Source organism: Streptomyces sp. NPDC002958 (assembly GCF_055563255.1).
Genome location: NZ_JBVHDS010000046.1, coordinates 1 through 13695, shown reverse-complemented (window position 1 = coordinate 13695; position 13695 = coordinate 1). Strand labels below are relative to the sequence as shown.

The 13695-nt window shown below is 71.3% G+C and carries 6 protein-coding genes and 1 pseudogene; 6 read left to right on the top strand and 1 reads right to left on the bottom strand.

Annotated features, from left to right (window positions below):
- From ACZ3IC_RS33180 to ACZ3IC_RS33155, 6 genes are all read left to right on the top strand, one after another.
- Positions 1-4993, top strand: a 4993-nt coding sequence (locus ACZ3IC_RS33180) for an amino acid adenylation domain-containing protein (RefSeq protein ID WP_467422309.1), incomplete at its 5' end; no start/stop codon positions are given.
- A 50-nt stretch (positions 4994-5043) separates the two neighbouring features.
- Positions 5044-6843 carry a carbamoyltransferase family protein gene (locus ACZ3IC_RS33175; RefSeq protein WP_467422307.1) on the top strand — a complete coding sequence of 600 codons (1800 nt, stop codon included), beginning with the start codon at positions 5044-5046 and terminating at the stop codon, positions 6841-6843.
- Positions 6836-10174 (top strand): non-ribosomal peptide synthetase, encoded by a 3339-nt coding sequence (locus ACZ3IC_RS33170; protein WP_467422306.1) that lies wholly within the window; start codon positions 6836-6838, stop codon positions 10172-10174. Before ACZ3IC_RS33175 ends, ACZ3IC_RS33170 begins: the two co-directional genes overlap by 8 nt.
- A complete protein-coding gene (locus tag ACZ3IC_RS33165; RefSeq protein WP_467422304.1) occupies positions 10171-11667 on the top strand; it encodes an amino acid adenylation domain-containing protein in 1497 nt (498 codons plus the stop codon). Before ACZ3IC_RS33170 ends, ACZ3IC_RS33165 begins: the two co-directional genes overlap by 4 nt.
- Before the next feature lie 97 nt (positions 11668-11764).
- Positions 11765-11968, top strand: coding sequence for an MbtH family protein (locus ACZ3IC_RS33160; RefSeq protein WP_467422302.1), 204 nt, complete (start codon positions 11765-11767; stop codon positions 11966-11968).
- 87 nt (positions 11969-12055) lie between these two features.
- Entirely contained in the window at positions 12056-13342 is a 1287-nt protein-coding gene (locus ACZ3IC_RS33155) for an MFS transporter (RefSeq protein ID WP_467422300.1), read from the top strand.
- Between the two features lie 259 nt (positions 13343-13601).
- Here the strand turns inward: ACZ3IC_RS33155 and ACZ3IC_RS33150 are convergent.
- Positions 13602-13695, bottom strand: a pseudogene (locus tag ACZ3IC_RS33150) (transglycosylase SLT domain-containing protein); the annotation flags it as partial.

The window sequence follows — 13695 nt, the reverse complement described above, 5'->3', positions numbered from 1 at the left end:
AACCACCGTCCACGTCACCTACACCGAAGTGGACGAGGACCAGCTGAACAGCGGCGCCAGCCGCATCGGCAGGGCACTCCCGGATCTACGTCTCCATGTCCTTGACCCGTACCGGAACCCCACCCCGATCGGGGTGGTCGGGGAACTCCACATCGGCGGAGCGGGCCTGGCACGTGGCTACACCGGTCAACCCGCTCTCACCGCACAACGATTCGTACCGGATCACCTGACGTCGGCTCCCGGTGCCCGGCTCTATCGCAGCGGCGACCTCGCCCGCTGGACGCCCTCCGGCGACCTGGAATACCTCGGCCGGGCCGACGCGCAGGTCAAGATCCGCGGCTACCGAATCGAACTCGGCGAGATCGAGGCCCAGTTGGGCCGACTGGAATCCGTCCGGCAGTCGGTTGTCGTCGTCCGGGACGATCTCGAGGACCGTACGGATCTGGTCGCCTATCTCGTACCGGAGCCGAACGCCGAACCACCCACCACCAGCGATCTCCGCGACGCTCTCGCCGGGCACCTCCCCGACTACATGATCCCGCGGAACTTCGTCTTCCTCGACGCCCTCCCCCTCACTCCGCAGGGCAAGCTCAACCACCGGGCACTGCCCGCTCCGACGACCGACCGCCCGGAACTGGCAGCCGAGTTCATCGCCCCGCTGCCCGGAACCGAAGAAGCCCTCGCCACCATCTGGTCCGACATCCTCGGCGTCGACCGCATCGGCCGCCACGACAACTTCTTCGACCTCGGCGGAGACTCCATCCGCAGCATCCAAATACTCGGCCGAGCCCGCGACAACGGACTCACCTTCCACCTCCAGGACCTCTTCCACCACCCCACACTCGCCGACCTCGCCACCACCACCACAACCCAGCCCACCAGCGCACCACCCACCACCCAGCCCTTCTCCCTCCTCACACCCCACGACCGCAACCACCTCCCCGACCACCTCGACGACGCCTACCCCATGGCCGAACTCCAAGTCGGCATGGTCTACGAAATGCAACGCGACCCCGACCGCAACCCCTACCTGAACGTCGAGAACCTTCCGGTCGCCGGCCCGTTCGACGCTCCGGTCTTCCGGCGGGCCCTCGCGCTGGTGGTGAAGCGGCATCCCGTTCTGCGTACCTCATTGGCGCTGACCGGGTACAGCAAGCCGCTCCAACTGGTGCACTCGGACGCCGAGGTGCAGCTGACGGTGCTGGATCTGCGGGGCCTCGGGGACGACGCTCAGCGCACGGCCCTGCGGGAGTGCGTCCGTACCGAGCGGGCGAAGGTGTTCGACATCGGCGCCGCGCCGTTGTGCCGGATGACGGTCCATGTGCTGTCCGACGACGCGTTCCAATGGACCGTCACCGACCACCACGCCATCCTCGACGGCTGGAGCCTCGCCTCCACCCTCGCCGAAATCATCGACACCTACCACACCCTGCTGGACGGCCGAACCCCCACACTCCCACCCCTCCGCTCCACCTACCGCGACTACATCGCAGCCGAACAGACCGCACTCACCACCCCCGCACACACCACCTACTGGCACCACCTCCTCACCGACCGACCCGACACCCGACTCCCCCGCGACTCTGCGGAGTTGTCCGACGAGCCCGGCTGTCGCAGCGTCACCACGCATCTGCCCCCGCAGCTCCTCACGGCGCTGGAGCACGGCGCCGCACAGGCCGGGGTTCCGCTCAAGGCGGTGCTGCTGGCCGCCCATCTGCGTGCGTTGAGCCTGGCGACGGGGAGCCCGGATGTCATCACCGGGCTGACGGCCAACGGGCGGCTGGAGGAAACCGACGGGGCCGACGTGCGGGGGCTCTTCCTCAACACGGTGCCGTTCAGGCTTCGTCTGCCGGAGGGCAGTTGGGCCGATCTGGCGCGGGCCGTGTTCGACGCCGAGCGCGAGATGCTGCCGCACCGCAGGTACCCGATGGCCGCCCTCCGGCGCGAGCTCGGTGGTGCACCGCTCTTCGAGGTCAACTTCACCTACAACAGCTTTCCGCAGTTCGGTGCGCTCGCCGAGGCGGGTGCGCTGGCCAAGGAGGGACCGGGCAGCGATGTCCCGGGCATGGCCCCCACGAGCTTCCCGTTCAGCGTCACACTCAGCCGGGAATCGGTGCTCGGCGGGATGTGGATGGAGCTGGAGTACGACACCGCGGAGCTGTCGGCCGGCCAGGTCACCCGGCTGCGCGACTACCACCTGCGGGCGCTGGAGGCGGTGGCGGCGGACATCGGCGCCGACGTGCACAAGGCGCGGTTGCTGAGCGGGCCCGAGCGGGCACTGCTCGACGCGCTGAACGACACAGCGGACGCGCGGGCAGCGGGCGGTGTCCCGGTGCACGAGCTGCTGCGGCAGCAGGCGGCGCGTACCCCGGACGCGCTCGCGATCGAGGACGGCGAGGCGCGGATCAGCTTGGCCCGGCTGGACGCGGACAGCGATCGCCTCGCCCGGCGGCTGCGCCGGGACGGAGTACGTCACGGTGATCTCGTCGGTATCTTCCTGCGGCCCGGATCGGCCGCGCTGACCACCTTCTGGGCGGTGTGGAAGGCGGGGGCCGCGTTCGTCCCGCTCGATCCCGGGCTGCCGGGGCACCGCCTGCGCTCGATGCTGGAACAGGCCCGGCCCGTTCTGCTGATCACCGACGATCCACAGGCCGCCCCGAGCGGTCACCGGCTGCTCGATCTGTCGGCGGTCACACACGAGCCGGACTCGGCCGCCACGCTCGAGCCGGGGGCAGAGGATGCCGGGACGCGGTCCGGGGCCGGTCGGGACGATTCCGCGCTGCCGTCCGTGAGCGCCCGGGACCTGGCCTATGTGATGTTCACGTCCGGCACCACCGGTGGCCCCAAGGGCGTCATGATCGAACACGGCAGCCTCGCCGCCTATGCGGTGGGTACGCCGCTGGGGCGCATCCGTTCGCTGGGCGCCGAGGGGCCGCTGCGGGTGGTGACCGGCACTTCGGCGTACATTTCCGACTTCCTGCTGGCGCAGGTTCTCTTGGTGCTCGACGGTCACACGCTGTGTGTGCTGAGCGAGGAGCAGCGGCGTGACCCCGGGCATCTCGTCGCCCGTGCCCAGGATCCCGAGCGGGCCGTGGACGTCATCGACACGACCACCGTCCAACTTCAGCTCCTGGTCGAACACGGGCTGTTGGACGCGCCCCGGCCGCCACGGCTGCTCGTCTTCGGCGGCGAGGCGTGCCCGCCCGACCTGTGGGCGGCACTGGGCGCGCGGTCCGGTGTGCGGGCGTTCAACAGTTACGGGCCGGCGGAGGCCACGGTCGAGGCGACCGTGGCACGGGTGACCGGTGACGGCGGGCCCGTCATCGGCCGACCCTGCGCCAACACCCGTATCCATCTTCTGGACACCGCGGGGCACGAGGTGCCGCCCGGCACCGCGGGTGAGATCTGCGTCGGCGGCGCCGGGGTGGGCCGGGGCTACCTCGGCCGGCCGGGGGCCACGGCCGAGCGCTTCGTGCCGGACCCCTGGGGGCCTGCGGGCAGCCGCCTCTACCGTACGGGTGACGTCGGCCGCCTCACGGACTGCGGCGATCTGGAGTTCCTGGGGCGGGTGGATCACCAGCTGAAGGTGCGCGGCGAGCGCGTTGAGCCGGAAGAGGTCGAGGCAGTGCTGCGCGCCCATCCGGGTGTGACCGCCGCGATCGTCGGCCGCCATCCGGACCACGAGGGGCTGCTGGCAAACGTCGTACCGGCTCAGGGCGGTGCCCCGGACCAGCGGGAACTGCGGCAACATGCCGCCTCCAGGCTGTCGTCGGCGGCGGTTCCGACGCGCTTCGTCGTGGTCGACGCGTTGCCGCTCACCCCGGCCGGAAAGCTGGACCGTGGCGCCCTGCGGTCCACCGGCTCGGGTCCCTGCGGAACCGAAGATCCCGAGGGGATCGAGGGGCCGGGCGGACCGGGCCGTGGCTCGGCGGAGCCGGCGTTCTCGCGGACGGAGCGGCGTGTCGCCGAGGTGTGGCACAAGCTCCTCGGCCTTCACGCCGGTCGGCAGGACGACTTCTTCGCGATCGGCGGACACAGTCTGCTGGCCGTACGGCTCGCGGGTGAGCTGGGCGCCGCGTTCGGCACCACGGTTCCGCTGCCCCAGCTGTACAGCACGCCCACGCTGGCGGGTCAGGCCGCGTACCTCGACGACGCCCGGCACGAGCGGGACAGCAGGGGCCGGAGCAGCGGCCCGCGCAGCGTCATCGGCCTCGGTGGCTCTCCCGGGCTCCGGCCGCTGGTGCTGGTGCATCCGCTCGGCGGCACGCTCTTCTGCTACCGGGATCTGACGGCGCGGGTCGCGGGCTCCTTCGAGGTCCTGGGCGTCCAGGGGGACCTGATGGGCGGCGGGGACACGGCGGACTTCGCCTCGCTGGCGTCGGGTTACGCCCGAGAACTGGCGCCCCTGCTCCGGGGGCGGCGGCCCGTGATCGCCGGCTGGTCGGCGGGTGGTGTGCTGGCGCACGAGGTCGCCTCACGGTTGGCGGACCGGGGCATCATGGCCGAGCGTGTCGTCATCATCGACGCCGCTCCCCGGCAGGGGCCGGACACGGCGGCGGACGCGCAGGCGCTGGAGCGGCTGCGTACCGATGTGGCACGCCTGGGACCACGTCGGCTCCTCGCGGAGCACGCCATGGACGACGTGCTGCGGCTGCTCGGCGTGGACGCCGAGGCGCTGGCCGAGCTGAACGGTCCCGTCACCGCGTCGCTCATGGAGTTCTGGCAGGGGATGCTGTCCGGCCTGGCCGGACACCGGCCCTCCCCCTACCCGGGCCCCGTGCACCTCGTGGTGTCCCGCCGGGGTGAGGAGGCGGCCGTCCGGGCCGCGATCACCGGATGGGAGCGGTTCGCCGGGACGCTGCGCGTCTCGTACGCCGAAGGCGACCACTACCAGCTCATGCGGGAGCCCTGGATCGGGGACGTGGCCGAGGTGTTCGCCGGCCCGGACGATCCGACAGATCAGACCGACGGGGGCGTGTCCGGCCGGTCCTGATCCGCCGTACACATCCGAATCCGGCTGGACCCTTTCGAAAGGAACTCGACGTGCTGGTGCTCGGTGTCAGCGGACTCGACCGATCGTTGTCCGTCAAGAAGAACATGCTGCCCGGTCTGGACTGGCGGGAAGAGCGTGTGGTGCAGGGCCTCGACTCGGCCGCGGCCCTGGTCGGGGAGCAGGGCGTGATCGCCGCCTCGGCGCAGGAGCGGCACGACGGGGTGAAAGGCACGGGTGCGTTCCCCGTCGACGCGGTCGAGGCGTGCCTGCGGATGGCGGGAGTGACCCTGGACGACGTCGACTTCGTCGCGCACGGTTTCCGGTACGAGCCGTCCGTCGCGTTCGAGCGCGACGATTTCGCCCGGCGCTGGTACCGGGAGGTGTACAGCGAGGACGTGCAGTACGAGGTGTTGCGCGCGCACTATCCGGACCAGGACTGGGAGCGCAAGTTCGTCCGGGTGGGCCACCATGTCGCCCATGCGGCCAGCAGCTACTACCTGAGCGGGTTCCCCGACGCGACGGTTCTGGTGGCCGACGGCATGGGCGAGGCCGAGTCCACGTCGGTCCTGCGGGGCAGCGGTGACGCGTTGCACGGTGTGCGCAGCTACTCCATATCCGCGTCGTTGGGCATCCTCTACAGCGTCGTCACCCAGTACCTGGGGTTCCTGCCGGGGATGGACGAGTACAAGGTGATGGGCCTGGCGCCCTACGGGGACGCGAGCCGGTACGCGGACGTGGCGGACGAGGTGGTGCGCAGGGCTGCGGGCGGACGGCTGCTGGTCCCCGTCCTGGCGCACGACAAGTCCCCGACGGAGCGGGAGACGCACCGGGGGGCCATCCGGCGGCTGGAGGAGTTGTTCGGTCCGGCCCGGCATCCGGAGGCGCCGCTCGACCAGCGGCACATGGATGTCGCGGCGACCGTCCAGCGCAAGCTGGAGGAGAGTCTCCTGTATGTCCTGCGCGAGGCGGCCGATGGCGCGGGAGGCTCCCGCAATCTGTGCATGGCGGGCGGTGTCGCGCTGAACTGCACGGCCAACGGTGTGATCGCTCGCAGCGGTCTGTTCGACCGGGTGTTCGTGCAGCCGGCGTCGGGGGACGACGGTACGGCCCTCGGCGCGGCGCTGTGGCAGCTCCAGCAGCACGTACCTGCGCCGCCGGCCCCGATGACGATGCCGTACTGGGGCGAGGAGTTCGACGACGCGGACATCGAGGCGGAGCTGCGTGGACTGGGTGCCGGATTCACCGTACGGAAGCTGGCCGAGGACGAGCTGCTGGGCGAGGTGTCGTCGCTGATCGGCGCGGGGAAGGTCGTCTCCTGGTTCCAGGGGCGGATGGAGTTCGGCCCGCGTGCGCTGGGCAACCGGTCCATTCTCGCGGACCCGGCTTCGCCCGGCATGCGTGCCCATCTGAACACCGTGGTGAAGCAGCGTGAGGAGTTCCGGCCGTTCGCGCCGGCCGTCCTGGCGGAGGAGGCGACCACCTACTTCGAGATCGAGCCCGGTCAGGAGTCGATGTACCGTCACATGCTCTTCGTGGCGCAGGTGCGGCCCGAGTACCGGGAGAAGCTGCCGTCGATCACGCATGTCGACGGCTCGGCCCGGGTGCAGACCGTCGACCGGGAGAGCGCGCCGAGGTTCTGGCGCCTGATCCGCCGGGTCGGTGACGACCGGGGCATCCCGATGGTGGTCAACACCTCGTTCAATCTGCGCGGCCAGCCGATCGTCCGGACGCCGGACGTCGCGGTGGCCACATACGCCCGCTCGACGCTGGACGCGCTGGCGATCGGCGACTGGCTGGTGACCCGCGACCGGCCGTCGGCCGCCGGGACCGCGGGAGCGACCGATGAGTGAGCGGCCCGTGCCCGCCGGGGCACGCCCCGTGGCGGAGCTCCGTGAGGCCGTCGCCGAGATCTGGCGGAACGCCCTCGGCCTGGACGACATCCGCGACGACTGCAACTTCTTCGACGAGGGCGGCGACTCCGTCCTCTCCGTGGAGGTGGCGATCTCGCTGCGCGAACTCACCGGCCAGGAAATCGAACTGGACATCCTCTACGAGTACCCGGAGTTCGGCGCACTGTCGGCGGCGTTGAGCGGAGGCCCCGATGAGGGAGGGCCTCGGACGAGGGAGCTGACCGCCGCCGAGGAACGGCTGTGGACCGCCGAACAGCTCCACCCGGGGAGCGCCGTCTACCACCTCGCCGTCCGCTACCGCTTCCCCGGCTCTCTCGACGTCAGCAGGCTGCGTGCCGCGCTCGACACGCTGGCTGCCCGGCACGAGGCGCTGCGGCGCGGCTTCGTGAAGCCCGCGCTCTCACTGACCGTGCGGAAGGTCTCCGTGGCCTGCCGGTGGGTGGACGCCCGGGGTGTGTCCAACGACAGTGTGCGCGAACTCGTCGACACCGAGGTACGTACGCCGTTCGACCTCGGCCAGCCTCCGCTGTTGCGGGCCCTTGTCGTGGACCGGGGCGACGCGGGCAGTGAACTGGTCCTGACCGTGCACCACTTGGTGTGTGACGGGGTCTCGCTGGATCTCGTCGAGGCGCAGCTCCAGCAGCTCTACGAGGACGGCTCCGCCTCGCAGGGCACCGAGTGGGAGCGGGAGTCCGCCGGCCGGCAGGCCGTGTCCGTACGGCCCCGGGATGCCGGGACGGCACTGGACCACTGGCGGACGATGCTCGCCGGCTGCCCCGGGGCGCTGTCTCTGCCGCACGATCTGGCTCGTCCGGCGCGGCCCGGTGTCGCGGGCGCCGTACATCGGATCGTGCTCACGGACGCGCAGGTGTCGACGGTCCTTTCGTCGGCCGAGGAGGAGCGGCTCAGTCCGTTCATGGCGTGGGTGGCCGCCTATGTGACCGGTCTCGTCGCGGTGACGGGCGACCGCGATCTGGTGCTCGCCGTGCCGGCCTCGTCGCGGGGTCCCGCCCAGGCGGGCGAGGTCGGCATGTTCGTCGACACGTTGCCGCTGCGGTTCACCGTCCGGCCGGGGGCCACGGCCCGTGACGTGGTGCGTTTGGTGCGTCGCGTGGTGACCGGTGCCCTGGCCCATCAGCAGGTGCCGTTCCAGACGCTGGTCGAGGAGGTGTGGTCCGGCACCGACCGTTCGCGGGCGCCGCTGGCGCAGACCGCGCTCACATACATGGACACCACACGGTGCGGTCTGCGGTGGGACGGTCACGGCGCCGAGCGTGAGCAGATCGGCACGGGCACCGCGAAGTACGAGGCGCTGTGGCTGGTCACGCGGACCGGTCGCGGGACGGTCTGCGAACTGGAGTACTCCACGGACCTGTTCACCGACGAGGCGGCGGCCGCCCTGCACCGGCGCATGGTGGCGGCGGTCACCGACGCCTTCGCCCGGCCGGACGCCCCCCTGCCGGAGTGCGGGACGGACGCGCTCGGCGTATTCGTCGGAATCCACGAAAGGGTGCACCGCCGGGCCATGGAGCACCCTGGCGCGGTGGCCATGCGGCACGGGCTGACAACGCTGACCTACGGGGAGCTGGACCGGCGGGCGAGCGTGGTGGCCGCCGGGCTGCGGACCGCCGGGGTCGGCCGCGGCGCGGTGGTGGCCGTGCCCATGGAGCGCGGCATCGCGTCGGTCACCACGTGCCTCGGCATCCTGTACGCGGGCGCCGCCTACCTGCCGGTGGACATCGCTCAGCCGACCGAGCGTACCCGGCACATCGTGCGGAACGCGGCGACGGCGGCCGTCGTCACGGACGACGCGGCGGCCGAACTGCTCGCGGACGTGGTGCCCGCCCACCTCCTGGAGAAGCTGCTCGCCACCGGCGAGGCCCCGGTGGTCCCGGCGACGGTGACCGGCGCCGATGTGGCCTATGTGATCTGCACCTCTGGCTCGACGGGCCGTCCCAAGGCGGTGGTGGTGCCGCACCGTGCCGTTGTACGGCTGGTGCCGGACGCGGACTTCGTGCCCTTCGGCCCCGCCGACCGGGTCGCGCATGTCTCCAATCCCGCCTTCGACGCGGCGACGCTGGAGATCTGGGGAGCGCTGGCCGGCGGCGGAACCCTCGTCGTCGCGGACCGGGACGTCCTGCTGTCACCGCGGCGGATGCGTTCCTTCCTCGCCGACGAGAGCATCTCCGTCATGTTCCTCACCGTGACGCTCCTCAACCAGATGGTGGACTTCGCACCGGACGCCTTCCGGGATCTGCGGGTGCTGCTCTTCGGCGGTGAGAAGCACGATGCGCGCAGGCTGGGCAAGTTGTTCGCGGCCGGCCCACCCGCCACAGTGGTGAACGGCTACGGGCCCACCGAGAACACCACGTTCAGCACCACCCACGAGGTGACCGCCGAGGATCTCGCCGATGGCGTGGTGCCCCTCGGCCGCCCCCTGCCGCGCAGCACGGCGTACGTCCTCGACGCGTCCGGGCAGCAGGTCGGGGTCGGCGAAACCGGGGAGCTGTACGTGGGCGGTGAGGGGCTCGCCCACGGTTACCTCGACGCCCCGGCGCAGACCGCCGCGGCCTTCGTCCCCGACCCGTTCACCGGGCGTCCCGGTCAGCGGCTCTACCGTACGGGCGACCAGGTGCGGGTCCTGTCCGGTGAGCGGTACGAGTACGTGGGGCGGCTCGACGACCAGGTGAAGGTGCGCGGGCACCGCGTCGAACTCGCCGAGATCGAGGCGGCGGTACGTCGGCAGGACGGGGTGACCGACGCCGTCGTGCTCGGACGTCCCACGGACGACGGCATCGAGATCATCGCCTTCGTGACACCGGACACCGCCACGGACGAACCGGTGACGGCCCTGGACGTCACCGCGCTCGGGGACGGACTGCGCGGGGAGCTGCCGCAGTACATGCTGCCGACGGTGATCGCCGTCGACCGCATCCCCGTCACCCCCAACGGAAAGGCGGACCGCGAGGCACTCCTGTCGGCGTCGGCCGGTGGCCGCGGACCGGCGGAGTCCGCCGATCCGGCGCAGGGCGGCGACCCAGTGGACGGCGCGGTCACCGCGCTCTGGCAGGAGGTGCTGGGCACCGCGAGCGCCCGGCCGGAGGACAACTTCCTGAACGCGGGCGGACATTCCATCAAGGCCATGCGGCTGCTGGCCCTGCTCGGCGAGGAGTTGGACGTCACGATCGATCTGGTCGACTTCTTCGAGAACCCCACCCTGCGCGGGCTCGCCACCCTCGTACGGCAGGAACTGGCGGGAGGCGAGCTGTGAGCGCCGCTCCTTCCCTGGGCCGCTTCCTGCACTGGGCACAGGTCCAGCCGGACACCGCGGCGATCGTCGACGAAAGCGGCGAACTGAGCTACGCGGCACTGGAGTCGGCCGCCCGCACCCGCGCGGCGGGGCTGTCGGCGGTCGGGGTGCGCCCCGGTACGCGGGTCGCCGTCGAGTGCGGCTACGGCACCGACTACGTGGTCGCCCTGCTGGCTACCTGGCTGCTGGACGCGGTGGCGGTACCGCTCGATCCGGCGGCGCCGGCCGAGCGCCGCCGCCACCAGGTCCGGCAGGCGCGCTGCGCGGCGGCCGTCGCGTTTCCGTACGCGGACGGCGTCGTCAGCGCCGCCGTCGCCGACGTGGTCTCCGAGCGGGCGGGCGAGGCCGCCGGTCCGCCGGACGCGGGCGAGCCCGCCGCATACATCCTGTTCACCTCGGGCACGACGGGGCTGCCCAAGGGGGTGGAGATCGAGCACACCGGGCTGCTCACCATGCTGGACCACTTCTCCGGCGCCATGGGGCTGGGGCCGGGCGACCGGATGCTCGCGCACAGCAGCATCGTCTTCGACATGTCCGTGCCGGAGATGCTGGTGCCGCTGACGAGCGGCGGCACGATCGCCGTCGCTCCGTCGCGGTGTGCGCGCAACCCGGAGTTCTTCGCGAAATGGCTGCTCACCCAGCCGCCCGGTGCCGCGTACTTCACACCCAGTCAGCTGCGGCTGCTGCTTCCCTTCCTGGCCGGTGAGCGGACGTTCACCCAGTTGGTCAGCGCCGGGGAGGCGCTGCCCGCCGCGCTCGCCGAGGAGTTGGACGGGGTCGTCGGTACCTTGTGGAACGGGTACGGCCCCACCGAGACGACCGTCTGCGGCCTGTGCACCGAGGTCCGTCCGCCCTACCGGGACCCGCTGCCGATCGGCGTACCGATCACCGGTCTGCACGCCCAGGTGCTGGACGGGTCACGGCGGCCCGTTCCCGAGGGAGAGGTCGGTGAACTCTGCCTCTACGGGGCCGGCGTGGCGCGTGGCTATGTCGGTGAGCCGGGCCTCACCGCCCGGTCCTTCACCACCGGCCCCGACGGCTCCCGTGCCTATTTGACCGGCGACATGGTGCGGATCGGTACCGACGGGCAGTTCTTCTTCCACGGCCGGGCCGACGACCAGGTGAAGATCCGGGGGCACCGGGTCGAGCTGGGCGAGATCGAGTCGGTCGCCGAGCGCACTCCGGGCATCTCGCAGGCAGTCGCCCTGCTCACCGAAGCACTGCGCGGGCGGGCCGAGTTGCATCTCGCCGTGGTGTGCGGGGCCGGGGACGGCGAACCTGTCGCGCCCGGAGCCGCCGAGGCCTCGCTGCGCGAACGCCTGCGGCGGGACCTTCCGGTCCATATGCGCCCGGGACGCCTGTTGTTCTTCGACGAACTACCGCGCAATGCCTCGGGGAAGACCGATCGCAACGGGGTGCGGCGGATCGTCGAGGAGCGCCTGAGACATCCCTGAGCAAGGAACACGCACACCGCCACCGGTCGTGCGCCCGAATCAATCCCTCCACTCGATTCAGTCGATCCAACCGTCAGTCAGGAAAGGCAGCGGACTCATGAGCGAGCAGACCGGCACCCGGTACAGCGTGGTCCACAACGACGAGGAGCAGTACAGCCTCTGGGCCGAAGGGCGGCCGCTCCCGGCCGGCTGGCACCGTACGGACTTCAGCGGCGGGCGCGAGGAGTGCCTGGCCCACATCGACACGGTCTGGACGGACATGCGTCCCAAGAGCCTGCGGGTGGCCATGGGCGAGAACTGAGAGCTCACCGACCGAGGGCCGGGGAGGAACCCGTCGTCGTACGGGTTCTGTCCCCGGCCGCTTCCCAGCCAGCAGTGGAGGTCAGCCGTGTGGGCGCTTCTTCGCCGCAATGCGCAGTTCCGTCGGATGTTCGCCGGCGAGGCGGTCTCCAGCTTCGGGGACAGCGCCATGTTTCTGTCACTCGCCATCTGGGCGAAGGACCTCACCGGCTCGAACGCCGCCGCCGGTCTGGTCATGCTGGCGCTCACCGTGCCGGGCCTGTCCGCGCCCCTGCTGGGGCACCTCGTGGACCGGGTGCATCGCAAACCGCTGCTGGTCAGGATGTACGGCGGCATGGCGGTCCTCGTGCTGTCGTTGCTGGCCGTCCGGGGCCCCGGCCAGTTGTGGATCATCTATGTGGTCGCTCTCGCCTACGGGGTGCTGGTCTCCACCCCCGCCCGGCAGGCGTTGCTGAAGGACCTGCTGCCGTCGTCCGACGCAGTCCAGGCCAGGTCGCTCCTCATCGCCACCAGGGAGGGCGTGCGTATCGCCTCCCCGGTGGCGGGCGCCGGTGTGTACGTGGCCTTCGGCGGCGTCGCGCTGGCCGCGCTGGGGGCGCTCACACTGAGCCTGGCCGCGCTGCTGATCGGCTCGGTCAAGGTGGTCGAGTCGGAACCGGACCCCGTCGAGGAGTCCTTCGGCACCTCCCTCGCCGCCGGCCTGCGGTACCTGCGCGAAACACCGTTGCTGTTCCGGTTGACGCTGGCGATGGTCGTCTTCCTCGGCGGCATCGGCATGCTGGAGACCGCGGCCTTCGCCGCCGTCGATCACGGCCTGGGCCGCCCGGCGGCGTTCGTCGGGGTCATGGCGTCGATCCAGGGCGCCGGTTCCGCGCTCGGCGGTCTGGTCTCCGGGACGGTGATACGGCGGCTGGGCGACATCGGTACCAGTTGCGTGGGCTACGGACTCGTCGCGGTGGGGCTGTTGCTGTGCGTCTCACGCGATGTGGCGCTCTTCCTCGTCGGAACGACACTCATCGGTGCGGGCCTGCCGTTCGTGGCCGTGGTGCTGGGGGCGGCGGTGCACCTGTACGCACCGGCTCGCATGCAGGGACGCGTCAACGCCGCGGTCAACACCGCGAAGGACGGGGCGCAGACCCTGTCGCTCACGGCGGGCGCGGCGCTGATCGGGGTGCTGGACTACCGGGTCATGTACCTGGTAATGACGGTGACGACGGTGGCGTGCGCGGTCAGTCTGCTGGTCCGCTCGATTCCCGCCGCGGAGGTGGTGCCGTCGATTGCGGACGCCCCGGCCGACGACGGGCCCGCACCGGGCGCGGCCTCCGCGCGAGAGCGGAGCGGCGAAGCACCGGCGGGCGAACCGCGGGTGGGATGAGCCTCTGGCCCACAGGGCCTCCGACGCGGCCCGGGTCCGGGAACGCCGCGGAGCAGTCGGCCGGTTGAGCCGTGGCTGCCGGAAGCAACGGGTCGCAGACCGTCTTCCCGATGCCGCCGACCGCATGCCCGACCACGGGCCACCCGGCATCCGACAAGTGTGTGGATGCCAGGGACCACGCCGCGCCGGAGCGAACTCGTGGCATGTGCCGGCGGCCGGGGGCTGAGCGGGGGCGAGATCAGCTTCGCAAAGTTGTGGCTCAGTAGGCGGAGTTGACGTTGTCGATCGATCCGTAGCGGTGGGCGGCGTAGTTGGCGGCCGCGGTGATGTTGGCGACGGGGTCGGTGGCGTCG